The 23,877-nt window shown below is 61.2% G+C and carries 22 protein-coding genes and 2 tRNA genes; 17 read left to right on the top strand and 7 right to left on the bottom strand.

The genetic code is table 11. The features are described 5' to 3' along the window. Window positions 1–512: 512 nt before the first annotated feature. The 11 genes from J3P90_RS14485 (at window position 513) to nudC (ending at window position 16,357) form a co-directional block, all read left to right on the top strand. Window positions 513–1,922: a circularly permuted type 2 ATP-grasp protein gene (locus J3P90_RS14485; protein ID WP_420766772.1), complete on the top strand. Its 1,410-nt coding sequence runs from the start codon at window positions 513–515 to the stop codon at window positions 1,920–1,922. 3 nt (window positions 1,923–1,925) lie between these two features. Further along, window positions 1,926–2,876 (top strand): alpha-E domain-containing protein, encoded by a 951-nt coding sequence (locus tag J3P90_RS14480; RefSeq protein ID WP_434674936.1) that lies wholly within the window; start codon window positions 1,926–1,928, stop codon window positions 2,874–2,876. Then, the gene (locus J3P90_RS14475; RefSeq protein ID WP_420766774.1) at window positions 2,873–3,670 is read left to right on the top strand and encodes a transglutaminase family protein; all 798 of its coding nucleotides are present in this window, start codon (window positions 2,873–2,875) and stop codon (window positions 3,668–3,670) included. The genes J3P90_RS14480 and J3P90_RS14475 overlap by 4 nt, the downstream gene beginning before the upstream one ends. Before the next feature lie 199 nt (window positions 3,671–3,869). Beyond that, window positions 3,870–4,541 (top strand): DUF3313 domain-containing protein, encoded by a 672-nt coding sequence (locus J3P90_RS14470; protein ID WP_434611188.1) that lies wholly within the window; start codon window positions 3,870–3,872, stop codon window positions 4,539–4,541. A gap of 106 nt (window positions 4,542–4,647) precedes the next feature. Continuing rightward, entirely contained in the window at window positions 4,648–5,148 is a 501-nt protein-coding gene (gene tpx / locus J3P90_RS14465) for a thiol peroxidase (RefSeq protein WP_434674935.1), read from the top strand. A gap of 190 nt (window positions 5,149–5,338) precedes the next feature. Then, complete coding sequence (locus J3P90_RS14460; RefSeq protein WP_434674934.1) at window positions 5,339–6,655, top strand: MdtA/MuxA family multidrug efflux RND transporter periplasmic adaptor subunit; 1,317 nt, start codon at window positions 5,339–5,341, stop codon at window positions 6,653–6,655. Beyond that, entirely contained in the window at window positions 6,652–9,747 is a 3,096-nt protein-coding gene (locus J3P90_RS14455) for an MdtB/MuxB family multidrug efflux RND transporter permease subunit (protein WP_434674933.1), read from the top strand. The genes J3P90_RS14460 and J3P90_RS14455 overlap by 4 nt, the downstream gene beginning before the upstream one ends. Before the next feature lie 151 nt (window positions 9,748–9,898). Beyond that, window positions 9,899–13,003, top strand: a complete 3,105-nt coding sequence (locus J3P90_RS14450; protein ID WP_434674932.1) for an efflux RND transporter permease subunit — start codon at window positions 9,899–9,901, stop codon at window positions 13,001–13,003. Continuing rightward, a complete protein-coding gene (locus tag J3P90_RS14445; protein ID WP_434611196.1) occupies window positions 13,000–14,490 on the top strand; it encodes an efflux transporter outer membrane subunit in 1,491 nt (496 codons plus the stop codon). The genes J3P90_RS14450 and J3P90_RS14445 overlap by 4 nt, the downstream gene beginning before the upstream one ends. Window positions 14,491–14,707: 217 nt before the next feature. Further along, a complete protein-coding gene (locus J3P90_RS14440) occupies window positions 14,708–15,520 on the top strand; it encodes a crotonase/enoyl-CoA hydratase family protein (RefSeq protein WP_434674931.1) in 813 nt (270 codons plus the stop codon). Between the two features lie 6 nt (window positions 15,521–15,526). Then, a complete protein-coding gene (nudC, locus tag J3P90_RS14435) occupies window positions 15,527–16,357 on the top strand; it encodes an NAD(+) diphosphatase (protein ID WP_434563828.1) in 831 nt (276 codons plus the stop codon). Here nudC and J3P90_RS14430 read toward each other — a convergent pair. From J3P90_RS14430 to J3P90_RS14420, 3 genes are all read right to left on the bottom strand, one after another. Beyond that, window positions 16,325–17,104, bottom strand: coding sequence for a TSUP family transporter (locus tag J3P90_RS14430; protein ID WP_434611200.1), 780 nt, complete (start codon window positions 17,102–17,104; stop codon window positions 16,325–16,327). The two genes, nudC and J3P90_RS14430, sit on opposite strands and share 33 nt — an antisense overlap. Before the next feature lie 141 nt (window positions 17,105–17,245). Beyond that, window positions 17,246–18,415 carry a zinc-dependent alcohol dehydrogenase gene (locus tag J3P90_RS14425; protein WP_434674930.1) on the bottom strand — a complete coding sequence of 390 codons (1,170 nt, stop codon included), beginning with the start codon at window positions 18,413–18,415 and terminating at the stop codon, window positions 17,246–17,248. After that, window positions 18,415–19,254: an SRPBCC family protein gene (locus J3P90_RS14420; protein WP_434563832.1), complete on the bottom strand. Its 840-nt coding sequence runs from the start codon at window positions 19,252–19,254 to the stop codon at window positions 18,415–18,417. Before J3P90_RS14420 ends, J3P90_RS14425 begins: the two co-directional genes overlap by 1 nt. A 338-nt stretch (window positions 19,255–19,592) precedes the next feature. On the opposite strand from J3P90_RS14420, the gene J3P90_RS14415 reads away from it, so the two are divergent. Next, window positions 19,593–19,666, top strand: a tRNA-Cys gene (locus J3P90_RS14415). Window positions 19,667–19,860: 194 nt separating this feature from the next. Then, window positions 19,861–19,947, top strand: a tRNA-Leu gene (locus J3P90_RS14410). Window positions 19,948–20,034: 87 nt separating this feature from the next. On the opposite strand, the gene J3P90_RS14405 is transcribed toward J3P90_RS14410, so the two are convergent. After that, complete coding sequence (locus J3P90_RS14405) at window positions 20,035–20,397, bottom strand: NUDIX hydrolase (protein WP_434611568.1); 363 nt, start codon at window positions 20,395–20,397, stop codon at window positions 20,035–20,037. 266 nt (window positions 20,398–20,663) lie between these two features. Here J3P90_RS14405 and J3P90_RS14400 point away from each other — a divergent pair, with 266 nt between their 5' ends. After that, a complete protein-coding gene (locus tag J3P90_RS14400) occupies window positions 20,664–20,852 on the top strand; it encodes a hypothetical protein (RefSeq protein WP_434674929.1) in 189 nt (62 codons plus the stop codon). 94 nt (window positions 20,853–20,946) lie between these two features. Beyond that, on the top strand, window positions 20,947–21,174 hold the full coding sequence (locus tag J3P90_RS14395; RefSeq protein WP_420766788.1) for a PLD nuclease N-terminal domain-containing protein: 228 nt from the start codon (window positions 20,947–20,949) through the stop codon (window positions 21,172–21,174). A gap of 24 nt (window positions 21,175–21,198) precedes the next feature. Here the strand turns inward: J3P90_RS14395 and J3P90_RS14390 are convergent, their stop codons facing one another. The 3 genes from J3P90_RS14390 to J3P90_RS14380 all read right to left on the bottom strand — a co-directional run bounded on the left by J3P90_RS14390 (window position 21,199) and on the right by J3P90_RS14380 (window position 22,426). After that, window positions 21,199–21,624, bottom strand: coding sequence for a hypothetical protein (locus tag J3P90_RS14390; protein ID WP_434674928.1), 426 nt, complete (start codon window positions 21,622–21,624; stop codon window positions 21,199–21,201). 164 nt (window positions 21,625–21,788) lie between these two features. Next, complete coding sequence (locus J3P90_RS14385; protein WP_420766790.1) at window positions 21,789–22,019, bottom strand: hypothetical protein; 231 nt, start codon at window positions 22,017–22,019, stop codon at window positions 21,789–21,791. 152 nt (window positions 22,020–22,171) lie between these two features. Then, the gene (locus J3P90_RS14380) at window positions 22,172–22,426 is read right to left on the bottom strand and encodes a DUF6555 family protein (RefSeq protein ID WP_039588765.1); all 255 of its coding nucleotides are present in this window, start codon (window positions 22,424–22,426) and stop codon (window positions 22,172–22,174) included. Window positions 22,427–22,653: 227 nt separating this feature from the next. On the opposite strand from J3P90_RS14380, the gene J3P90_RS14375 reads away from it, so the two are divergent. Both J3P90_RS14375 and J3P90_RS14370 read left to right on the top strand, forming a co-directional pair. Beyond that, window positions 22,654–23,553 (top strand): polysaccharide deacetylase family protein, encoded by a 900-nt coding sequence (locus tag J3P90_RS14375; protein ID WP_434674927.1) that lies wholly within the window; start codon window positions 22,654–22,656, stop codon window positions 23,551–23,553. Between the two features lie 102 nt (window positions 23,554–23,655). After that, window positions 23,656–23,847: a DUF2188 domain-containing protein gene (locus tag J3P90_RS14370; RefSeq protein WP_420766792.1), complete on the top strand. Its 192-nt coding sequence runs from the start codon at window positions 23,656–23,658 to the stop codon at window positions 23,845–23,847. Window positions 23,848–23,877 lie beyond the last annotated feature (30 nt).

Genomic DNA, 23,877 nt, shown 5'->3' with positions numbered 1-23,877 from the left:
CGCGCAAGCTCGCTTCCAACGAAGCGCTCTTTCAGCGAAGTCTTCGCCCGTGAGCTATGGTTGAGCCAAGCGCAGCGCTTTAGCGGTGAGTAATAATTTCCCCTTTTCGGGGCGTTCGGCTTCGACTTCCCGTCTGTTTGCACCGATTCGACCCGTTTGCTGTGCCGGCGCTTGAAACTGGAGTCAGCGTTTCAGGGCTCGAATCTCTTTTCGTCGCGAAATCAAAAATAAATTTCGCTTTTTCACCGCTTTGCGCCGGTTTTTCCAGCATTGCTTCAATCCGCCGCACTTAGGCACAGCCCTTGCTACGGCTCCACGAGACCCAGCAGAAAGGAGTTTCGATACGCAAATATAAAAAAGGGGCGCACGTCATCCAGACGCAAAGGCCTGATCAGAGACCCATGCCTGACGAGGTATTCAAAGAACCAGGGCTCATAAACGAGGCAAGGCCGTACTTGGTGGAATGACGACGTAATAAGAAATGCCGTGTACGACACGGCTGGGAGTTGGCTATGCCCCACGCTTTTTTCAATGAAATGTACGACGCGAAGGGTGACTGCCGCCCGCACTACCAAGCATTCTCGCGCTGGCTGGCGGACACGCCGCTGGAACTGCTGGAACAACGCCGCCGTGAAGCCGACCTGCTGTTTCATCGGGCGGGCATCACCTTCACGCTTTATGGGGACGAGCAGGGCACCGAGCGCTTGATCCCGTTCGATATCATTCCGCGCAGCATCAAGGCCAGCGAATGGCAAATTGTTGAACGCGGCTGCATCCAGCGGGTCCAGGCCCTGAACATGTTCCTGGCCGACATCTACCATGGCCAGCGCATTCTCAAGGAAGGCATCATCCCCGCCGAGCAGGTGCTCGCCAACGAGGGTTATCAAATTGCGATGCAGGGCCTGGACCTGCACCGAGGCATCTATGCCCACATCGCAGGCGTCGACCTGGTCCGCGATGGCGATGGCAGCTATTACGTGCTGGAGGACAACCTGCGCACGCCAAGTGGCGTGAGCTACATGCTCGAAGACCGCAAGATGATGATGCGCCTGTTCCCCGAACTCTTCGCCGCCCAGCGCGTAGCGCCCATCGATCATTACCCGAACCTGTTGCTCGACACGCTCAAAAGCTCAAGCCCGTTGGACAACCCGACCACCGTGGTCCTGACGCCGGGGCGTTTCAACAGCGCCTATTTCGAGCACGCGTTCCTTGCCCGGGAAATGGGAGTGGAGCTGGTGGAAGGTGCGGACCTGTTCGTGCGTGACGACCATGTCTATATGCGCACCACGGCCGGGCCCCAGCAGGTGGATGTAATCTACCGTCGCCTGGACGATGCCTACCTCGATCCGCTGTCCTTCAACCCTGATTCCATGCTCGGCGTGCCGGGGCTGATCGCGGTCTACCGTGCAGGCAATGTGGTGCTGGCAAACGCCGTCGGCACGGGCGTGGCGGATGACAAGTCGATCTATCCCTACGTCGACGACATGATCCGTTTCTACCTGACCGAAGAACCGATCCTGAAGAACGTCCCAACCTGGCAGTGTCGCAAGCCCCAGGACCTGTCCCACGTACTGGCGAACCTGCCCGACTTGGTCGTCAAGGAAACCCAGGGTTCCGGCGGCTACGGCATGTTGGTCGGGCCAGCTGCCACCGCAGCGGAGATCGAAGATTTTCGGGCCCGCCTCAAGGCCAGGCCCGAGGCCTATATCGCCCAGCCGACCTTGAGCCTTTCCACCTGTCCGACGTTCGTCGAAAGCGGCATCGCGCCACGCCACATCGACTTGCGTCCCTTCGTGCTGTCCGGCAAGGAAACCCGTCTGGTGCCCGGCGGCTTGACCCGCGTGGCGCTGCGCGAGGGCTCGCTGGTGGTGAACTCGTCCCAGGGCGGCGGTACCAAAGACACTTGGGTCGTGGAGGACTAAGACATGCTTTCAAGAACCGCATCGGACCTCTACTGGATGTCCCGCTACCTGGAGCGCGCCGAGAACCTGGCACGCATGCTCGAAGTCAGTTATTCGCTGTCGCTGATGCCCCAGGCCGGACGCGGCGATGGTCAGGCCGAGCTGGCGATGTCGTTGCTGGCGGCCGGTACGCTGGATGACTACAACGCCCGTTATGACACCCTCAACACCGAGCGCATGCTGAATTTCTTTGCGTTGGACGAAACCAACCCCGGCAGCATCTACAGTTGCCTGCGGGCGGCGCGGACCAACGCCCATGCCGTGCGCGGACGCATCACCGCGGACATGTGGGAGAACATCAACGCCACCTGGCTGGAGATGCGCAGCATCGCCAGCAACGGCCTGGGCCGTTATGGCATCAGCCATTTCTGCGAATGGGTGAAGGAGCGTTCGCACCTCTTCCGTGGCGCGACGTCGGGCACGATCATGCGCAACGATGCCTACTGTTTCATTCGCCTGGGGACATTCATCGAACGCGCCGACAACACCTTGCGGCTGCTGGATGCGCGCTACGAGATGTTCGGCGAAGAATCGGAAGAGGTAAGCGACAACTCGGCGCGCGGTTACTACCAGTGGAGTGCGTTGCTGCGGGCGTTGTCTTCGTTCGAGGCGTTCAACGAGATCTACCGTAACGCGCCGAATGCCGAGCAGGTGTCCGAGATGTTGCTGCTGCGGGCCGACGTGCCACGCTCGCTGCACGCCTGCATTGAAGAACTGGACCATATTCTCGCCAGCCTGCCGGGCAATAACGGTCGGCCGGCGCAGCGGCTGGCCGCCGAGCTGAATGCGCGGCTGCGTTATTCGGGGATCGACGAGATCCTCGCGTCGGGCCTGCACCAATGGTTGACCGAGCTGATTGGCCAGATCCGCCACTTGGGCCAGACCATCCATGACGCCTATCTGGAGGTCGTATGAAACTGTCCATCCGCCACGACACGACCTATAGCTATGCCGACGAGGTCTGCACGAGCATCCAGTTCCTGCGCCTGACGCCCAAGGACACCCGACGCCAGACCATCCTGCAATGGCATCTTGAATTGCCGCGCCTGGTGCGCAGCCAGCTCGACCCGTACGGCAATATCCTGCACGTCATGACCATGGACGAGCCTCACGGCGCCCTGATCCTGACCGCTTATGGTGAAGTGCAGATCGACCAGACAGTGGAAATGGAGCCCGATACCCAATCACCGCTGCCGTTCCTGCGCACCAGCCGCCTCACCCTGGCTGACGACACCCTCAGCGCTTTCGCCGTGGCGCAATGTGGCGCACGCCGTGACCGCGCTGCGTTGGCCGACTTGATGAATGGCCTTGCCGATCGCATGCCCTACAGCCCCGGCACTACTGCCGTCAGCAGTACGGCGGCAGAGGCGTTCGCCGGTGGCGCCGGGGTCTGTCAGGACCATGCCCATGCGTTCGTGGCCTGCGCCCGCAGCCTCGGCGTGCCGGCGCGTTATGTGTCCGGCTACCTGTGTACCGAGGACGAGAGCCATCTGGCAAGCCACGCCTGGGCCGAGGCTTGGCTGGATGACGGCTGGTACAGCTTTGACGTGACCAATCGCTTGCTTCGTCCCGACCGCCATTTGAAGTTGGCGATTGGCCTGGATTACCTTGACGCCTGTCCGGTTCGCGGCATGCGCCGTGGTGGCGGGGCGGAGCAGATGCACGCGCGGGTGCAGGTAAGCTCGATGGTTCAGGTGCAGCATCAGTAATTTGACCATTGAAGCCTAAGGCCTCTTCGCGAGCAGGCTCGTTTCCCCAAAGGTTCGAGTTAACCCTGGGGGAGCGAGCTTGCTCGCGATGAGGCAGGCATATCCAACCTCTATACGGCTACTGAACAGGCAAAACCCTGCGCATTGGCTATACCTGTAGTTCCGCCCCTCCTCAGGTGTGGCCTACAGGAGTAACAGCATGAAACTCGCGTCCATGATCGGCACTGTCTGCATCGCTTCGCTCGCGCTGATGGGCTGCTCGAGCAAAGTCACCCAGCCGGACGAATACTCCGGCTTCCTGGGAGACTACAGCCGCCTCAAGGAAGAAAAGTCGCCTTCGGGGGCCGAAGTGATGCGTTGGGTCGATCCGCAGATCGATCTGGCTAAATACTCCAGTGTGTATATCGAGCCGACGCAGCTCTATCCCAAGCCGCAACCGACCGTGAAGATTCCCGCCGGCACGTTGGCCGGCATTACCAGCTACTACGACCAGGCGCTCAAGCGGGAGGCGGGCAGGTCGTTGCCTCTGGCGACCAGTCCCGGGCCGGGTGTGTTGGTAGTACGGGCGGCCATCACCGCGGTCAGCAGCAAGACCGAGGGGCTCAAACCTTATGAAGTGATTCCGATTGCCTTGGTGGCCGCCGCGGTCAGTACGGCCAGCGGCATTCGCGATCAGGAAACCACGCTGGGCACCGAAGCGGTGTTTCTGGACGGTGGCAATAATGCGGTGGTCGCACAGGTGGTGCGCAAGGGCACGGGTAAGCCGTTGTCGAACGAGTCCCAGGTCATGAAGCCCGATGATGTCAAAGGGGTGATCGACGGCTGGGCCTCAGATCTGCATCAGTCGTATTTGCAGCTCAAGGCTAAATAGCGGGCCCCGCCACTCGTGACTTTTTGTGTGCAGGCATAGGTCGGAGCTCCATTTCATGGTTAACTCCGGCCTCACTGTTTTCAAACCTGTCAGAAGGAATCCGTTCATGGCTCAAGTCACCCTCAAAGGCAACCCAGTCCAAGTCAACGGCCAATTGCCACAAGCCGGTTCCAAGGCGCCAGCCTTTTCCCTGGTTGCCGGCAATCTGTCGGACGTGTCCCTGCAAGACTTCGCGGGCAAGCGCAAAGTGCTGAACATTTTCCCAAGCGTCGACACCCCGACCTGCGCCACTTCCGTGCGCAAGTTCAACGCCCAGGCCAACGACCTGGATAACACCGTGGTGCTGTGCATTTCCGCCGACCTGCCGTTCGCCCAGGCCCGCTTCTGTGGCGCCGAAGGCCTGGAAAACGTACAGAACCTGTCCACGCTGCGCGGTGCCGAGTTCATCGAGAACTACGGCGTCGCCATCGCGGACGGCCCGCTCAAAGGCCTGACTGCCCGCGCCGTGGTGGTGCTGGACGAAAACGACACCGTGCTGCACAGCGAGCTGGTCAAGGAAATCGCTGAAGAGCCGAACTACGACGCGGCGCTCGCAGCCCTGAAATAACTGTTCCGAAACAAAGTATTTATTACAATTGTTAACGGCCTGGCCTGACCAGGCCGTTTTCATTTGTGTTTCAAGGCCTTAGCCGAGTATGAGAAAGGTAAGCCCAAGGTAAATTGCCGGTAAAGGCGCTTTGCTAAATACCCGCCAGTGCTTATCGTTCAGCCTCCTGTAGAAGAAGCCCACGCGCCCAATGGTTGACCATTCAATGCAATCCTCTGTTTCCCGTAAATCTCGTCGCTGGCTGTTCGGCCTGCTCATCCTATTGGCCGTTGCGTTGCTGGCTTGGAAATTCTGGCCTGCCGGCACCGGCTCAAACAACGAAGCAGGGCAGAAAGGCGCGGCCGGGCATATGGGGCGTTCGGGCGGCATGCGGCCAGGCTTTGGCGGTGCGACGGGCCCGATCCCGGTACGGGTGGCGCCGGCGGTGACCGGGGATTTTCCGCTGTATTACAAGGCGCTGGGCACGGTTACCGCGCTCAATACCATCAATGTTCGCAGCCGCGTGGGCGGCGAATTGGTAAAGATCGCCTTCGAGGAAGGGCAGATGGTCAAGGCCGGGGACCTGCTGGCCGAGATCGACCCGCGTCCGTACCAGAACGCCTTGCTCCAGGCCGAAGGCACGTTGCTGCAGAATCAGGCCCAATTGAGGAACGCCCAGGTCGACCTCGAGCGTTATCGCGGCTTGTATGCCGAGGACAGCATCGCCAAGCAGACCCTCGACACCGCCGCTGCGCTGGTGGGCCAATACCAGGGCACGGTCAAGACCAACCAGGCGGCGGTCAACGACGCCAAGCTCAACCTGGAATTCACCAAGATCCGCGCGCCGATCAGCGGGCGCGTAGGGTTGCGTCAACTGGACATCGGCAACCTGGTAGCGGCCAATGACACCACGGCCCTGGCCGTCATCACCCAGACCCAACCCATCAGCGTTGTCTTCACGCTGCCTGAGAACAACCTCGAAACCGTGCTCGCCCGCTACCGTGGCGGGGCGAAACTGCCGGTCGAGGCTTGGGATCGTGGTGATGTGAAGCTGCAGGCCAGCGGCGTCTTGCAAAGCCTGGACAACCAGATCGACATCACCACCGGCACCTTGAAATTCAAGGCTCGCTACGAGAACCGCGACCAGTCGCTGTTTCCCAACCAGTTCGTCAACGTGCGCCTGCTGGCCGACACGCTCAAAGGCGTGGTCCTTGCGCCGACCGCCGCCATCCAGTTCGGCACCAACGGCACGTTTGTCTATGCCTTGGATGGCGACAAGAAAGTCACCATCAAGAAGCTCAAGATCGGCGCCAGCGATGGCGACAGGACGGTCGTCACCGAGGGGCTTGCCGCTGGCGACAGGGTGGTGCTCGAAGGCACCGACCGCCTGAAAGAGGGCAGCGAAGTGGAAGTGGTCAACGACAGCCAGGAGGTGCCGACCACGCCGACCGAGCATTTGCAGGGCAAGACCGCCGCGGCCCCGACTGAGCCGGCCATGGCCGACAAGGCGAAAAAGGGCGGCGCATGAATCTCTCGCGGCTGTTCATCCTTCGCCCGGTCGCCACCACGCTGAGCATGCTGGCCATTGTCCTGGCCGGCCTGATTGCCTATCGGTTGCTGCCGGTGTCGGCACTGCCCCAGGTCGATTACCCGACCATCCGCGTGATGACGCTGTACCCGGGCGCCAGCCCTGACGTGATGACCAGCGCCGTGACCGCGCCGCTGGAGCGTCAGTTCGGGCAGATGCCGGGCCTGACGCAGATGGCGTCCACCAGTTCCGGCGGCGCATCGGTGATCACCCTGCGTTTCAACCTGGACATCAACATGGATGTCGCCGAGCAGCAGGTGCAGGCCGCGATCAACGCCGCTACCAACCTTTTGCCCACCGACCTGCCGGCGCCGCCGGTGTACAACAAGGTCAACCCGGCCGACACCCCGGTGCTGACCCTGGCGATTACCTCCAAGACCATGCTGCTGCCCAAGCTCAATGATCTGGTGGACACGCGCATGGCGCAGAAGATTGCGCAGATCAGCGGCGTTGGCATGGTGACCATCGCCGGTGGCCAGCGCCAGGCCGTGCGGATCAAAGTCAATCCGCAAGCCCTGGCGTCCGCGGGCTTGAACCTGGCGGATGTGCGCACCTTGATCGGCGCTTCCAACGTCAACCAGCCCAAGGGCAACTTCGACGGTCCGACCCGAGTCTCGATGCTCGATGCCAACGATCAGTTGACCTCGCCCGAGGACTACGCCGAACTGATCCTGGCCTACGCCAACGGCGCGCCGCTGCGGCTCAAGGACGTCGCAGAGATCGTCGATGGCGTTGAGAACGAACGCCTCGCCGCCTGGGCCAACGAAAACCAGGCCGTGCTGCTCAATATCCAGCGCCAGCCAGGGGCCAACGTCATCGAGGTGGTGGACCGGATCAAGGCGATGTTGCCGAGCATCACCGACAACCTGCCGGCCGGCCTGGACGTTGCCGTGCTAACGGACCGCACCCAGACCATCCGCGCCTCGGTCACCGACGTTCAGCATGAATTGCTCATCGCCATTGCCCTGGTGGTCATGGTGACGTTCCTGTTCCTGCGCCGGGTCAGTGCCACGATCATCCCGTCGGTGGCCGTGCCGCTGTCATTGATCGGTACGTTCGGCGTCATGTACCTGGCCGGTTTCTCCATCAACAACCTGACCCTGATGGCCCTCACCATCGCCACCGGTTTTGTGGTGGACGATGCCATCGTCATGCTGGAGAACATCGCCCGCTACATCGAGGAGGGCGACAGCCCGATGCAGGCGGCGCTCAAGGGTGCGAGGCAGATCGGCTTCACCTTGATTTCCCTGACACTGTCGCTGATCGCGGTGCTGATTCCGCTGCTGTTCATGGCGGACGTGGTCGGTCGCCTGTTCCGCGAATTCGCCATCACCCTGGCGGTGGCGATCCTTATCTCGCTGGTGGTGTCCCTGACCCTGACGCCGATGATGTGCGCGCGGCTGCTCAAGCGTGAACCCAAGGAAGAGGAGCAGGGCCGCTTCTACCGCGCCAGCGGCGCCTGGATCGATTGGTTGATCGCCGCCTACGGGCGCAAGTTGCAATGGGTACTCAAGCACCAACCGCTGACGCTGTTGGTGGCGGTGGGTAGCCTGGTGTTGACCGTGGTGTTGTACCTGGCCGTGCCCAAGGGCTTTTTCCCGGTGCAGGATACGGGCGTGATCCAGGGCATTTCCGAGGCACCGCAATCGATCTCCTTCGCTGCCATGAGCGAGCGCCAGCAGCAATTGGCCAAGGTCATCCTCGCCGATCCCGCCGTGCAAAGCCTGTCTTCCTACATAGGCGTGGACGGTGACAACGCCACGCTCAACAGCGGCCGCCTGCTGATCAACCTCAAGCCCCACAGTGAACGGGACGACAGCGCCAGCGCGATCATCGCCCGCCTGCAACCGCAACTGGACCGACTGGTGGGCATCCGGCTGTTCATGCAACCGGTGCAGGACCTGACCATCGAAGACCGGGTCAGCCGTACCCAATACCAGTTCAGCCTGTCGTCGCCGGATGCCGAATTGCTCAGCCTCTGGAGCGGGCGGCTCGTCGAAGCCCTGGTGCAACAGCCGGAACTCACCGACGTCGCCAGTGACTTGCAGGACAAGGGCTTGCAGGTCTACCTGGTGATCGACCGCGACGCCGCATCGAGACTGGGCGTGTCGGTGTCGAACATCACCGATGCGCTTTACGACGCCTTCGGCCAGCGGCAGATTTCGACCATCTATACCCAGGCCAGCCAATACCGCGTGGTGCTGCAGGCTCAGGCGGGGGAAAAGATCGGCCCGCAGGCCCTTGAGCAGATCCATGTCAAGACCACCGACGGCGGGCAAGTCCGCCTGTCGAGCCTGGCCCGGGTCGAAGAACGTCAGGCGCAGTTGGCGATTGCTCACATTGGCCAGTTCCCGGCGGTGATGATGTCGTTCAACCTGGCACCGGGCGTGGCCCTTGGGCACGCTGTCGATATCATCGAGAAAGTGCAGAAGGACATCGGCATGCCGGTCGGCGTGCAGACCGAATTCCAGGGCGCGGCGCAGGCGTTCCAGGCGTCGCTGTCGAGCACCTTGTTGTTGATCCTGGCGGCGGTGGTGACCATGTACATCGTGCTGGGCGTGCTCTACGAGAGCTACATTCACCCGATCACGATTCTTTCCACCTTGCCCTCGGCGGCCATCGGCGCGTTGCTGGCATTGATGCTGACCGGCAATGACCTGGGCATGATCGCGATCATCGGTATCATCTTGCTGATCGGTATCGTCAAGAAGAACGCGATCATGATGATCGACTTTGCCCTCGACGCCGAGCGCAACCAGGGCATGGACCCGCAGACCGCCATCTACCAGGCTGCGTTGCTGCGCTTCCGGCCGATCCTGATGACCACCCTCGCTGCGCTGTTCGGCGCCGTGCCGCTGATGCTCGCCACCGGCTCCGGCGCCGAGTTGCGCCAGCCCCTGGGCCTGGTGATGGTGGGCGGCTTGCTGGTGAGCCAGGTGCTCACGCTGTTCACCACGCCGGTGATCTACCTGTACTTCGATCGCCTGGGGCGGCGGTTCGTCAGGCCTGAGGCCGATGAGGTGCGGGTATGACGGCTTTCGTGCCGTGCCAGGGCTTTTCGTGGCGAGGGAGCTTGCTCCCGCTGGGCTGCGCAGCGGCCCCTTTTGTGAGCGCTGCGCACTCAAGCGGGAGCAAGCTCCCTCGCCACGAAAGCCTGTCCATTGAAGCATGGGGCTGCGGTCGATGAACCTCTCCGGCCCCTTCATCCGCCGTCCAGTGGCGACCATGCTTCTGAGCTTCGCGATCATGCTGCTCGGCGGCGTGTGCTTTGGCTTGCTGCCGGTTTCGCCGTTGCCGCAAATGGATTTCCCGGTGATCGTGGTCCAGGCCAACCTGCCGGGGGCGAGCCCGGAGGTGATGGCTTCCACCGTGGCGACGCCGCTGGAGCGCTCGTTCGGCGCCATCGCCGGGGTCAATACCATGAGCAGCCGTTCGAGCCAGGGCTCGACCCGGGTGATCCTGCAATTCGACTTGGACCGCGACATCAATGGCGCGGCGCGGGAAGTACAGGCGGCAATCAACGCCTCGCGCAATCTGCTGCCCAGTGGCATGCGCAGCATGCCGACCTACAAGAAGGTCAACCCGTCCCAGGCGCCGATCATGGTGCTTTCGCTGACCTCCGACGTGCTGGAGAAAGGCCAGCTCTATGACCTGGCTTCCACCATCCTGTCCCAGAGCCTGTCCCAAGTGGCGGGGGTAGGGGAAGTGCAGATCGGCGGCAGTTCGCTGCCGGCGGTGCGTATCGAGCTGGAGCCACAATTACTCAACCAGTACGGCGTGGCGCTCGACGACGTCCGCACGGCGATCGCCGACAGCAATGTCCGCCGGCCAAAAGGGTCGGTCGAAGACGACAAGCGCATGTGGCAAGTCCAGGCCAATGACCAGTTGGAAAAGGCCAAGGACTACGAAACGCTGGTCATCCGCTACCAGGACGGCTCGGTGTTGCGGCTCAAGGACGTGGCGAAGGTCAGCGACAGCGTGGAGGACCGCTACAACAGTGGGTTCTTCAACGACGATGCCGCCGTGCTGCTGGTCATCAACCGCCAGGCCGGCGCCAACATCATCGAAACCGTCAACGAGATCAAGAACCAGCTGCCGGCCCTGCAAGCGGTGCTCCCGGCCAGCGTCAAGCTCAACCTGGCCATGGACCGCTCGCCGGTGATCAAGGCCACCCTGCACGAAGCGGAAATGACCCTGTTGATCGCCGTGGCGCTGGTGGTGCTGGTGGTGTTCCTGTTCCTCGGTAATTTCCGTGCGTCGCTGATCCCGACCCTGGCGGTGCCGGTGTCGTTGGTGGGCACGTTCGCGGTGATGTACCTCTACGGTTTTTCCCTGAACAACCTGTCGCTGATGGCGCTGATCCTCGCCACCGGGCTGGTGGTGGACGATGCCATCGTGGTGTTGGAGAACATTTCCCGGCACATCGACGAGGGCGTGCCGCCGATGAAAGCGGCCTACCTGGGCGCCGAGGAAGTGGGCTTCACCTTGCTGTCGATGAACGCCTCGCTGGTGGCGGTGTTCCTGTCGATCCTGTTCATGGGCGGGATCGTCGAGAGTCTGTTTCGCGAATTTTCCATCACCCTGGCGGCCGCCATCGTGGTCTCGCTGGTGGTGTCCCTGACGCTTACCCCGATGCTCTGCGCCCGGTGGCTAAAGCCCCACGTGCCGGGGCAGGAAAACCGCTTGCAGCGTTGGAGCCACGGCCTCAACGAGCGCATGGTCCGGGGGTACGCCCGCAGCCTGGATTGGGTGCTGCGCCATCGGCGCCTGACCTTGCTCAGCCTGCTGGTGACCATCGGCGTGAATATCGCACTGTACGTGGTGGTGCCAAAGACGTTCATGCCCCAGCAGGACACCGGCCAATTGATCGGCTTCGTGCGCGGTGACGATGGGCTGTCGTTCAACGTGATGCAGCCGAAAATGGAAATCTTCCGTCGCGCGGTGCTCAAGGACGAAGCGGTGCAGAGCGTGGCGGGTTTCATCGGCGGCAACAACGGCACCAACAATGCTTTCATGCTGGTACGCCTCAAGCCGATCAAGGAACGCGGGATTTCCGCGCAAAAGGTCATCGAGCGCTTGCGCAAGGAAATGCCCAAGGTACCCGGTGCCCAATTGATGCTGATGGCCGACCAGGACCTGCAATTCGGTGGCGGTCGCGAGCAGACCACGTCGCAGTATTCCTACATCCTCCAGAGCGCCGACCTGGCGTCGCTGCGCATCTGGTATCCCAAGGTCGTCGCCGCCTTCCGCGCCTTGCCGGAACTGACCGCCATCGACGCCCGCGACGGTGGCGGGGCGCAGCAGGTGACGCTGATCGTGGACCGCGACCAGGCCAAGCGCCTGGGCATCGACATGGACATGGTCACCTCGGTACTGAACAACGCCTATAGCCAGCGGCAGATCTCGACCATCTACGACAGCCTGAACCAGTATCAGGTGGTCATGGAGGTCAATCCCAAATATGCCCAGGACCCGAATACGCTCGAGCAGGTCCAGGTGATTACCACCGATGGCGCGCGGGTCCCGCTGTCGGCGATTGCCCATTATGAAAACAGCCTGGAGGACGACCGGGTCAGCCATGAAGGCCAGTTCGCTTCAGAAGGTATTTCGTTCGACATGGCCGAAGGCGTCACGGTGGAGCAGGGCACCGCGGCGATCGAGCGGGCGATAGCCAAGCTCGGGATGCCCGAAGATGTCATCGCGAAAATGGCCGGCACCGCCGACGCGTTCGCGGCGACCCAGAAAAGCCAGCCGTTCATGATCCTCGGCGCGTTGCTGGCGGTGTACCTGGTGCTCGGCGTGCTGTACGAAAGCTATATCCACCCGCTGACCATCCTGTCCACCTTGCCCTCGGCCGGGGTGGGCGCGTTGTTGTCGATCTATGTCCTGGGCAGCGAGTTCAGCCTGATCTCGCTGCTGGGGTTGTTCCTGCTGATTGGCGTCGTGAAGAAAAACGCCATCCTCATGATCGACCTCGCATTGCAATTGGAGCGCGCCGGCCAAACGCCGTTGGAGTCGATCCGCAGCGCTTGCCTGTTGCGACTGCGGCCTATCCTCATGACCACGCTGGCCGCGATCCTCGGAGCCCTGCCGCTGTTGCTCGGTGGCGCCGAAGGCTCGGAAATGCGCCAACCGCTGGGCCTGACCATTATCGGCGGGTTGGTATTCAGCCAGGTCCTGACGCTCTACACCACCCCGGTGGTCTACCTCTATCTTGATAACCTGCGCCATCGTTTCAACCGCTGGCGTGGGGTGCGCACTGATGCTGCCCTGGAAACTCCGCTATGACCGATCGTTCGTTGTTCAACCTTGTCGCTGCGCTGGCGACTGCCCGTGGTTCGCGTGTCTTGAGCCTGGCGCTCTGCGTGGCACTGCTGAGTGCCTGCGCAATCGGTCCCGATTACCAGCGCCCGTCAGCCGCCGCGCCGTCGCAGTACAAGGAGGCCCAGGGCTGGCGCCAGGCCAACCCCAGCGACGCCCTGGCCCGTGGCGCCTGGTGGGAACTGTACGCTGACACCCGGCTCAACGACCTGGTGGAACAGCTCAACGCCTCCAACCAGACCGTGGCCCAGGCCGAAGCCCAGTACCGTCAGGCCCAGGCTTTGGCGCGCAGTGCTCGCGGGGCGTTCTTTCCGACGGTCGACCTTTCGGTCGGCAAGACCCGCTCCAGCCAAGGCACGGGCAGCAGCAGTTCGAGCCTGAGCAGTTCCTCCAGCGGCATCCGCGACACTTACAGCGCCCAGGCCGGCGTGAGCTGGGAAGCGGACGTGTGGGGCAGGTTGCGCCGTACCTTGGAGGCCGATGAAGCCAGCGCCCAGGCCAGCTTTGCCGACCTGGCGGCGATGCGTCTGAGCCAGCAATCGGAGCTGGTGCAGAACTACCTGCAGTTGCGGGTGATCGACCAGCAGAAGCGCTTGTTGCAGACCACCGTCGACAACTACCAGCGCTCTCTGAAAATGACCGAAAACCAGTACCGCGCCGGGGTGTCCGGCAAGGATGCGGTGGCCCAGGCGCAGAACCAGCTCAAGACCACCCAGGGCGACCTGATCGACCTGATCTGGCAGCGTGCGCAGTTCGAAAACGCCATTGCCGTGCTGATCGGTCTGCCGCCGGCCGAATTCAGCCTGGCCGAAACCCAGGATGTCCCAGCGCTGCCGCAAGTCCCGGTGGCCGTGCCGTCGCAACTGCTCGAACGCCGTCCAGACATCGCATCGGCGGAGCGCTCGGTCATGGCGGCGAACGCCAACATCGGCGTGGCGAAGGCCGCCTATTACCCGGACCTGACCCTGAGCCTGAGCGGTGGCTACAGCAGCAGTACCTACGATAACTGGGTGAGCGTGCCGAACCGCTTCTGGTCGGTCGGCCCGCAACTGGCGATGACCCTGTTCGATGGCGGCCAGCGCTCGGCGGAGGTCGACCGCAGCGTGGCGGCGTATGATCAGACGGTCGCCACCTATCGCCAGACCGTGCTCGACGGTTTCCGCGAAGTCGAGAACTACATGATCCAGCTCAAGGTGCTCGAAGACGAAGCCCGCGTGCGCCAGGAAGCCCTCGACGCCGCCCGCGAGTCCCTGCGCCTGACGCAGAATCAGTACAGGGCAGGGCTGATCGGCTATCTCGACGTGGTGTCTGTCCAGGCTACAGCTCTGAGCAACGAGCGCAGCGTGTTGAGCCTGCAACAGAGCCGGTTGATTGCGAGTGTGCAGTTGATTGCCGCGTTGGGCGGTGGTTGGGATGGGCGGTTGGAGGCGTCCGAGCAGCCGGCAACGGACTGATACCCGCCCCAGACCTTGTGGGAGCGAGCCTGCCCGCGAAAGCAGTGGTTCAGCTTATGAAAATGTTGACTGACCTGCCGCCTTCGCGAGCAGGCTCGCTCCCACATTAGATTGCGCAGCGTGATGCAGTCCCGCTTTTGGCCGATGCGCTGCCTACGTCCGGTCGTGATCGCTTGTTATAGTTCAGGCCTCTTCCAGCCGGTCAAAGGATACTGCCATGTTGCAATACCAAGCGTTCAACGTCGAACTTGCAGACAACATCGCCCATGTGCAGATCAACCGACCGGACAAGATCAACGCCATGAACGCGGCGTTCTGGAGCGAAATCGTCGAGATTTTCCAATGGATCGACGACACCGACGAAGTGCGGGTGGTGGTCCTGAGCGGTGCCGGCAAGCACTTTTCTTCAGGCATCGACCTGATGATGCTGGCTGGCGTGGCGAACGAACTGGGCAAGGATGTGGGCCGTAACGCCCGCGTGCTGCGACGCAAGATCCTGCAGCTGCAAGCCTCGTTCAATGCCGTGGACAACTGCCGCAAACCGGTACTCGCGGCGGTCCAGGGCTATTGTCTCGGCGGTGCCATCGACCTGATTTCCGCTTGCGACATGCGCTACGCCGCCGAAGACGCGCAGTTCTCCATCAAGGAAATCGACATCGGCATGGCGGCCGATGTTGGGACATTGCAACGCTTGCCCCGGATCATCGGGGACGGCATGCTGCGTGAACTCGCTTATACGGGGCGCACCTTCGGTGCCGACGAAGCGCGCAGCATTGGCTTGGTCAATCGTGTCTACAATGACACCGCCAGCCTGCTCGACGGCGTGATGGGCATTGCCCGGGAAATCGCCGCCAAGTCGCCGATTGCCATCACCGGCACCAAGGAAATGATCAGCTACATGCGCGACCACCGCATCGACGACGGCCTGGAATATGTCGCCACGTGGAATGCCGCCATGCTGCAATCCAATGACCTGCGCGTGGCCATGGCCGCCCATATGAGCAAACAGAAACCCGAATTTCTGGATTGATCGATCATGATTTCACGCTGGACCACCGCAGTACTCGACACCGACCTTCCCGGCGGCTGGGCCGTGGCCCGCAGCCCGGAAGGTTTTTTGTACGACGATAACGGCGCGCTGTTTCCTCGCGACTGGCTCAAGCGCCAAGACCTGTCGATCCTCGCCGAGCACGGCATCGGCCATTTCGATGGCGAGCCGGTCTACCTGCTGGAACTGCACAGCCCCCTGGATATTCCCGGTTGCAGCTGGAAAGGCTTGCGCGCGTTCATGCTCGAGGAAGATCACACGCTGTTCAAGGTGTTGGGTTATGCCGCTCAGGTCGGGACCTGGGCCCGGGAACACCGCTTTTGCGGCAGTTGCGGCCAGCCCATGAGCCAGGTGCCGCGCGAGCGGGCGATGCATTGCCAGGCGTGCGATCTGCGGCATTACCCGCGGATCTCACCAAGCATGATCGTACTGATCACCCGTGGCGATGAAGTCCTGCTCGCACGTTCGCCCCGTTTTGTCTCGGGTGTCTACAGCACCTTGGCAGGATTTGCCGAGCCGGGTGAGTCGGCCGAGGACTGCCTCGTCCGGGAAGTCCGCGAAGAAGTCAGTATCGAAGTGAAGAACATCCAGTACGTGGGCAGCCAGTGCTGGCCGTTTCCCCATTCGATGATGCTGGGCTTCCACGCCGAATACGCCAGCGGCGACATCGTGCCCCAAGAGGACGAGATCGAAGACGCGCAGTGGTTCAGCATCCACGATCTGCCACCGCTTCCCGCCTCGCGCTCGATTGCCCGGTATCTGATCGACCTCTACGTGGCGCGGCGCTTAGGCCATGCTGAACCAGTGTTGCCAGGCTAGGCGCACGGTCAGGGCCAGCACCACGGTGATGAACACTGGCCGGATGAACTTCGCGCCGCCGCTGATGGCGGTGCGCGCGCCAAAGAAAGCACCGACCATCACCGACAGGCCCATGCTCAGGCCGATGATCCAGTCCACCTGGCCCGAGACGATGAACACCGTCAGCGCCGCGATGTTACTGACGAAGTTCATGCTGCGGGCCACGCCGCTGGCCTTGACCAGGTCGATGGGGTAGAGCAGCAGGCTGCTGACGGTCCAGAACGCACCCGTGCCCGGGCCGGCCACGCCGTCATAGAAACCGAGGGCGAAGCCTTGCGGCGACTGCCAGGTCTTCTTGATCGGCGCATTGCTGTCCAGCGGTGCCTTGGGCGTGCCGCCGAACAGCAAGTAGAGGCCGCAGGCAAAGACAATGACCGGCAGCATCTTGTTCAGCCACTCGGCGGGCAGGTAATGGGCAACGACGGCACCGGCCAGGGCACCGATCAGCGTGCCGACGAGGGCGTGGGTCCACTGCCGTGGGTGAAACAGCTTGCGCTTGTAAAAGGTAAAGCTGGCCGTGGCCGAGCCAAAGGTCGAGCTGAGCTTGTTGGTGCCTAGCACCAAGTGTGGCGGCAGGCCGGCGGTCAACAGGGCCGGGGTGGTGAGCAGCCCGCCACCGCCGGCAATGGCATCGATGAAGCCGGCGATGAACGCCACAACGGCCAGGATCGCGAGGGTGGAAAGTTCAACGCTGAGTTCGAAAGGCATGGAATGGACTTAGTCGGCAGGGCGCAGGAGGGCTGCGGGAAAGGCCGGTATGTTACCGATTATGACGGCGCGCCGCGACTGTCCGGTGAGGCCCTGCAATCCCGGTGGCGAGGGAGTTGCTCCCTCGCCATGGAGTTTGATCTATTCCGGCCGGAACACCGCCCGTAGGCAATCCTGGCGTTTGTCCTTGAACATTGCGTAGCCCTCAACCGATTGCTCCAGGCCCATGGGATGCGTTAGCAGATAGGAGGGGTCCAGGTCACCGTTCTGGATGTGTTCGAACAGACGCTTCACATAACGCTGTCCCGGTTGCTGGCCGGAACGCAGAGTCAGTGACTTGTTCACGATCGCGCCCATCGGGAATTTGTCCAGCAAGCCGCCGTACACCCCGACCACCGACACCGTCCCGCCTTTACGACACGCGCGAATCGACTGGCGCAGCACGGTCCCGCGCTCGGTGTGCAGGCGTAGCATCTGTTTGGTCTTGTCGTAGAAATAATCGACTTCCGTGCCATGGGCCTCCATGCCGACGCAATCGATGCAGCGATCTGGGCCACGGCCGCCGGTCAGTTCCAGCAGGGCGGCATGCACGTCGGTGGTCTCGTAGTTGAGGGCGATGGCGCCGGCCTTTTCCTCGGCCAGGCGCAAACGATCGGCAAAGCGGTCGATGGCAATCACCCGTTCTGCGCCTAGCAAGTAGGCGCTGGACATCGCCATCAGCCCAACCCCGCCGCAACCCCAGACCGCCACCGTATCGCCGGGTTGGATATCGGCGTTGTCGGCGGCGAAATAACCGGTGGGCACCGCATCGGAGACGAACACGGCCTGCTCATCCCTGACGCCATCGGGGATCGTGAACAGGTTGACGTCGGCAAACGGCACGCGGATATAGGTGGCGTGGCTGCCGGCATAACCACCGAACGCATGGCTGTAGCCAATGATGCCGCAGGCGGGTTGACCGTAGGCGATGTCGGTGGCGGTGGGGTTCGGATTGGAGTTGTCGCAGCAGGAAAAGTCCGAACGCTGGCAATGCTCGCATTCTCCGCAGCCGACAATCGACACTGTGACGACCCGGTCGCCTTTCTTCTGCGTGACAGCCGAGCCGGTTTCCACCACTTCGCCCATGAACTCATGCCCAATGATGTCGCCGGCCTGCATGGTCGGCACGTAGCCGCCCAGCAGATGCAGGTCCGAGCCGCACACCGAGGACAGGATCACCCGCACGATGGCGTCGCGGGGATTCAGGATGGAGGGATCGTCCACCGTCTCGACCTGCAGTTTGTTAGGGCCTTGCCAAGTCAATGCGCGCATCAGACGGTACCTCCATTGAGTTCGGGTTTGTCAGAGGATGAGTCGTTGGCTGGAGCTTGCGTCGCGTGGGTAGCCGGGTGGACAAACAGAAAGTCCTTGGTATGCGGATCGCGCATCTTGTTGGTGCTGACTTCGCCCGTTTCCAGTTGCTGCTTGATGCTGCGCAGCACATTGAGCAGGGCCTTGTCGGAGAACCGGGAAATAGCGGCGGCGAGCGCATAGCCGGCCGCGCCGAGAGGCGTCTCGCAAGCCACGATGACTTTGATCTGCGTACCGCGACCGGCGGGCGCATCGCTGAAATGCATCTGGATGTCATGCTTGAAGCGTCGGTCCGGACCGGCAATCCAGTGCAGCTTGCGGCCTTCCTTGGGTTCGCAGTGTTCGAGGTCACACTGCAACGTCTTGTCCATCGGGCCATGGGCGACCCAGCGATAAGTTCGTTCGCCCGTCTGTTCGATGGCGTCCACCCATGGCATGAGCGCTCCCAGATTGGCCGGTTCGCTGCAGAACGCGTAGACCTCGTCCCTCGGCTTGCCCACCGTGATGCTGCGGGAAATGACCTTGCTGCCGTCCCAATCGCGATCCTGTTCGAATGTTTGTTCGAAAGGGCTGTGGGTCAGGGCTTGCTTGATCCGGCATGTGCCTGAATAGGCTCGCCAGGCAGCGCACGCGCCGAGCAGCACCTGCGGCCAGCCCTTTAGACCGCCCTGGCGCAAACCATTGGCAAGCAATAACGAGCCGGCCACCAGCGACACCAGGCGCTCCGGCGTGCCAAGATTGGGGCGTGATGAGGTGGGCACCGGAGCCCGGCTCGCCACCAGTTTTGGGCGTTCAGTCATGATGGTTCTCCTTGCTGATCCAGGGGACGACATAACGAATGAACCGAGGGCAACGGCGGTTGTTCCGTTGGTGTGAGTGGTTTCCCGATGAGCCGGTTGGCAGAGGTTTCGGCCCGTCGTGTTGCCCAGGAAATACATCCGAAGGTCTCACCGCCAGGCAAATTTTTTTTGAAATCAAGGGGTTGTCAGCTTAGGCAAATGAGTACATAATTGCGCCCATCGAATGCATCGAGGCGTAAAAAACTTCAATGTTTTCAAGGAGATAGCTCGCTATTAGCGGCTTTGTCCGGATAAGTTTTTATCCGTTTGATGCGGTTTCATTGCATCAGGCGTATTGAGGCCGAATAGCAAAATGGTTATGCAGTGGATTGCAAATCCACCTACGCCGGTTCGATTCCGACTTCGGCCTCCACTTCTAAAAAGCTCTGTAGATTCATGATCTACGGAGCTTTTTTATTTAGGGGGCGGTGAAAGGTTTTGTCTTGAAAAGGGCAATGGCCGCCTTGCTTCACCCAGGAGGGATGTATATATTTCCCCCTCTGTTGCACCAGCCTCGATCCTGTGGGATGCCTATCCGACAGTGTCACATGGCTTGACCGCGCTACCGCCCGAATGGCGAAACTGGTAGACGCATGGGACTTAAAATCCCCCGCTCGTAAGGGCGTGCCGGTTCGATTCCGGCTTCGGGCACCATCTAATATCAAGGGTTTGCGAGCGAAAGCTAATGCAAACCTTGTTTGTTTCTGGTCCGTAAAAATTGTTCGTCAGGTTTTAAGCGGTCTACAGCCTGCGCCGAAACGCTTCCAATATTTCCCGCATCCCTTTTTTCATCTGCAACTGCGCAATGGCGTCCAACGGGTGCCATACACAGTCGCTGATCTCATTCTGTGGCCTGGCGGCCGTCGAATCGTTGACCGCCGCCTCGAACACGTGATGCTCGGTACCGCCGTCATTGATCCGCATCAGGTAAAGCAGGCTTTCGGCGCTCAGCCCCGTTTCTTCCGCCAGTTCCCTTAGGGCGGCGTCGGCGTGGGTTTCGCCGCGCTCGACAGTTCCGCCAGGCAACGCCCAGCGGCTCTTGGGCTTACGTACCAGCAGGATGTGGCGGTCTTCTTCGCAGATGACGGTCGCTCGAATCTTCATACCTGGTCCAATTCCGACTGTCATTAAAATGCAATATAACTGCAATATTTGAGCCTCGCGCCATTTCGGCGTTCAAAAAACGAAATGTTTCGTTTCTGTCCATGGGATCGCGCCCCCATGGAAAAGGCTTCGTTTATTTCGCGGACGGTTGGAAAACGTCGAGGCAGGGCCGTTGTCGACGACCGATCATCGCCAAAAATGAATCAGCGCCGGAAAAACGCATCAATGTTGGGTGGACGAGCCGGCCCCGATGGGGGGAGCGAGGAATGATGACCACCGTTGAAGACTTCAAAGTCAGATCCCACGAGCTTCTGGTTGAGCTCGACGCAGCAACGTCGGAGATGATGGCGCTTATCTGTGTCCGTCAAATGTCGGGAACCGCCTGGGACGAGGCGGTCCGGCGTCAGCACGAGGCCTATGAGCAATGGGTCGCCTACCTCAACGAGCGCTTGTAGCTGCACGATCGTCAACCGTAACAGCAAGTCAGATTCTTTGAACGGAGTTGGCGCGGCCATGCCTAATCCATAGACCGACAAGAGGATTGAGGCCATGTCTGAACTAGCCAGTTATTTCTGGATCGCCGTAGCGGTGTTGCTGTTGCTTGTGGACTTGTGGGCGATCGTCAGCGTCTTTCGCAGCGACAAGTCGGCCGGTACCAAGGCGGGCTGGGCGCTGTTGCTGATTATCTTGCCTGTCTTGGGCTTGATCATCTGGGGCGTGGCCGGGCCACGAGGCGTCAAGAACCCGCCTTCTTCCCCAGAACACAGCAAGGGCTGACGCCATGTGATGCGAACCACCCGGTCAGCGGTTCTTCCATTGGCCGCCGGTGGTTTCGCAATCCTTTTGTGCTTGCTGCACTTGTTGCGCGTCGTAGTAGTACCAGGTGACTTGGGCGTTGTCCGGGATATTCGCCGAGCCGCCGCTGCGATCCTTGCTGGTGGAATGGGGATTGGCCAGGGCTTCCTGAGTCAGTCTTGCCTGACACGTTGCCACGTAGCCCTCGGCGCAACGCTCGACGGGTTTCTTTTGAGTGCTCAGGGTCCCTTTGCTTTCGTTGCTGCAGGACCAGCCGATGGCCTCCGAGGGGACGCCCTTGTACTCATAGCAACTGCGGGTTTCGATTTCCTGTACCGCCTGGCTTTGGGATCGGGTAAGGACCTCGCAACCCTGCGCCATGACGATGGCGGGGCAGGCACAGGCAATCAGCAGCAGGACTCTGGCATTCATGTTGGTTCTCCCTTATGACGGCTCTTGCATCGATACCTATCAATATCGAGGTGCAAACGTACGCCGTCGTTCCATCGGGTTTACAACCGGTGGAGCTCAGGGAAACCGGTGCGGCAAGCGTCGTTGACGAAGCTTTCCATCAACGAAACATATAGCGAAACCTATTAGCGAAATCTTGGCAACGGACGTTCCACAGGTTTGAGTGAAGAGAGGGCGCTCTGGATCGACGGGGCATCCTTTTCGATATCGTTGAGCCGATCGCGGATGCGCACTGCAGCGGGATGGCCGCCCTGATGGTCGACCCAGTCGGCAATTTCCTTACAGGCCGCGGTCAGCCCCGCCTGGCGCGATTCCAATAAAGTGAGCAGGGTGGTGATGGACTCTTTTTCGGACATGTCACACCTCCATTCAACGTTGGATGAGGCAGCACGAAACCCATCGCTATGGACGGGTAAGGCTGCAATAAGGGTAGTTGAGATATTTCTGCGGCGTTGGATATCCGGCGCACGACTGGACAGTCGGTGCGCCGGACCCTTTCATGTCTTGTTCAGCCAGACTCCTTGACCCAGGATGGCGCGACGGAGGCTCGCCAGCGCACATCGGTAATGCCATATTTTTCTGCCATGGGTTTTGAAACCCGCTTGACCTTCTCCCTGCCGAATTTGGGGATGCGCCCAACACCCGCGTCGCAACTGGCCCAATGCCAAGCTTCGGAGTTATTCATCACTTCGGCGCGAATGATGAAAGACTTGGGCTCGCCATGGAGCATGTAGTCGATGATGTAAAGCGATGGACCGCCCATAAATCCTCCCTAATTGATCCTATACGGATGGATACGGAGGCGTTCGGAAAATTCCATTGGATTTCCGGACGGTCAAGAATGGGGTCTACAGGGAGAGTGTCGAGGGTTGCTGAACACCGTGCTCACGGTGCGGAACCAAACCCGGGTAACCTTCTCCAAGGTGAGCTTGAAAGCACCGGTGCCAAGGATCAAAGGCGACGTAACGTGGCACTGAATAAAGGCAAGACATGAACAATTTCGCCAGGGCGCTGGTCGTGGCGCTGTTTGCCCTGCACTTGTCGGGCTGCATCGGCCCGCCCATCGAATTGACCCCGCAAACCGAGGAACGCCTGCGCGTCCAGGCCCCGATCCGTTTCCTGCTGACATTCGATGATGGGCCTAGCGCATCGTCTTTCTGGAATCCGAGCGCCGACGTGCTGGACGCATTGGACCGTAATCCGGTGCAGCCTGGGATCAAGGCGGTTTTTTTCGTCCAGACCCGAGCGCCACGGGCCGGTGGCAGCGAAATCGGCCGCTCGCTCATGCGTCGTGAGCATGCGAACGGACACTTATTGGGATTCCACACGGCTACCTATTGGCATACCAATCATCGATTCCTGGATCCGGATGAGTTGGAGCAGTCCCTGTTCAATGGCGCCAACGATATCGCTGTGATCACAGGCGCATCGCCAAACCTGGTACGACCGCCATTCTGGAGTTTCGACAAGCGCACGTTTGCCGCTTATCAACGACACGGTATGCACGTATTGCTGACTGACTTGAGCGCCAATGATGGCAAGGTTTGGGGCATTACCGTGAGCCCACGACGGCGGATGAGCCTCACGCGCCAGCTCTCCGAGGTCCGCGAGCGCATCGCGGATGGTCAATTGCCCACAGTGGACGGTGTGATACCGGTCGTCGTGACCTTCCACGACCTCAACCGATATACCGCCCGCCACGCCCGTGAATACCTACAGATCCTTTTGGACAGTGCCAGGGAGACCGGGCTCAGGACCGATGCGAAGCCGTTCTACGACGACAGCCGCGCCCTGGAACGAGCGGCGCTGGCTCGCACGGTTCGCGACACGTCCCAGCCCGTGCATCTGCCCGGTTTATGGGATTGGCTGTGGGATTCGGACTCCCATTGAATTGCATGGACGATGAACTGTCGCGACGCCCGGTAGGCACCGACGGGTGAACCGGGAGTATGGTAGGCAGCGTAACTCGGTACTTTGCAGGAGGTGATCACCATGAGTACTGCGATGCTGACGAAAATGCACATCAATGGCTATGACGTACTGAGCGTCAACAGCGGCCCTTGGCGAGTCTGTACCCAGGCTGATCGGCTGGGTTCCTTCGCCTCACGGGAGGAAGCGCTGGCCTACGCCGCCGCATTACCCGCCAGGAGACGCCGTAACGCCCCGTCCGGGAACGTCAAGTAGGGCCGCGTTCTGTTGACTGCGCGCAGGCAC

The sequence above is a fragment of the Pseudomonas sp. D3-10 genome (genome assembly GCF_051132175.1).
Classification (GTDB): domain Bacteria; phylum Pseudomonadota; class Gammaproteobacteria; order Pseudomonadales; family Pseudomonadaceae; genus Aquipseudomonas.
The sequence above is the reverse complement of the archived record's forward strand: the minus strand, read 5'-3'. Positions and strand labels throughout refer to the sequence as shown.

Coding starts and splice junctions, on each gene's coding strand:
- J3P90_RS14440 (WP_434674931.1), top strand. CDS start 14,708: ATGTTGCAATACCAAGCGTTCAACGTCGAACTTGCAGACAACATCGCC.
- J3P90_RS14460 (WP_434674934.1), top strand. CDS start 5,339: ATGGTTGACCATTCAATGCAATCCTCTGTTTCCCGTAAATCTCGTCGC.
- J3P90_RS14390 (WP_434674928.1), bottom strand. CDS start 21,624: ATGAATGCCAGAGTCCTGCTGCTGATTGCCTGTGCCTGCCCCGCCATC.
- tpx (WP_434674935.1), top strand. CDS start 4,648: ATGGCTCAAGTCACCCTCAAAGGCAACCCAGTCCAAGTCAACGGCCAA.
- nudC (WP_434563828.1), top strand. CDS start 15,527: ATGATTTCACGCTGGACCACCGCAGTACTCGACACCGACCTTCCCGGC.
- J3P90_RS14470 (WP_434611188.1), top strand. CDS start 3,870: ATGAAACTCGCGTCCATGATCGGCACTGTCTGCATCGCTTCGCTCGCG.
- J3P90_RS14395 (WP_420766788.1), top strand. CDS start 20,947: ATGTCTGAACTAGCCAGTTATTTCTGGATCGCCGTAGCGGTGTTGCTG.
- J3P90_RS14430 (WP_434611200.1), bottom strand. CDS start 17,104: ATGCCTTTCGAACTCAGCGTTGAACTTTCCACCCTCGCGATCCTGGCC.
- J3P90_RS14375 (WP_434674927.1), top strand. CDS start 22,654: ATGAACAATTTCGCCAGGGCGCTGGTCGTGGCGCTGTTTGCCCTGCAC.
- J3P90_RS14450 (WP_434674932.1), top strand. CDS start 9,899: ATGAACCTCTCCGGCCCCTTCATCCGCCGTCCAGTGGCGACCATGCTT.
- J3P90_RS14385 (WP_420766790.1), bottom strand. CDS start 22,019: ATGTCCGAAAAAGAGTCCATCACCACCCTGCTCACTTTATTGGAATCG.
- J3P90_RS14480 (WP_434674936.1), top strand. CDS start 1,926: ATGCTTTCAAGAACCGCATCGGACCTCTACTGGATGTCCCGCTACCTG.
- J3P90_RS14380 (WP_039588765.1), bottom strand. CDS start 22,426: ATGGGCGGTCCATCGCTTTACATCATCGACTACATGCTCCATGGCGAG.
- J3P90_RS14475 (WP_420766774.1), top strand. CDS start 2,873: ATGAAACTGTCCATCCGCCACGACACGACCTATAGCTATGCCGACGAG.
- J3P90_RS14445 (WP_434611196.1), top strand. CDS start 13,000: ATGACCGATCGTTCGTTGTTCAACCTTGTCGCTGCGCTGGCGACTGCC.
- J3P90_RS14370 (WP_420766792.1), top strand. CDS start 23,656: ATGAGTACTGCGATGCTGACGAAAATGCACATCAATGGCTATGACGTA.
- J3P90_RS14455 (WP_434674933.1), top strand. CDS start 6,652: ATGAATCTCTCGCGGCTGTTCATCCTTCGCCCGGTCGCCACCACGCTG.
- J3P90_RS14400 (WP_434674929.1), top strand. CDS start 20,664: ATGATGACCACCGTTGAAGACTTCAAAGTCAGATCCCACGAGCTTCTG.
- J3P90_RS14485 (WP_420766772.1), top strand. CDS start 513: ATGCCCCACGCTTTTTTCAATGAAATGTACGACGCGAAGGGTGACTGC.
- J3P90_RS14420 (WP_434563832.1), bottom strand. CDS start 19,254: ATGACTGAACGCCCAAAACTGGTGGCGAGCCGGGCTCCGGTGCCCACC.
- J3P90_RS14425 (WP_434674930.1), bottom strand. CDS start 18,415: ATGCGCGCATTGACTTGGCAAGGCCCTAACAAACTGCAGGTCGAGACG.
- J3P90_RS14405 (WP_434611568.1), bottom strand. CDS start 20,397: ATGAAGATTCGAGCGACCGTCATCTGCGAAGAAGACCGCCACATCCTG.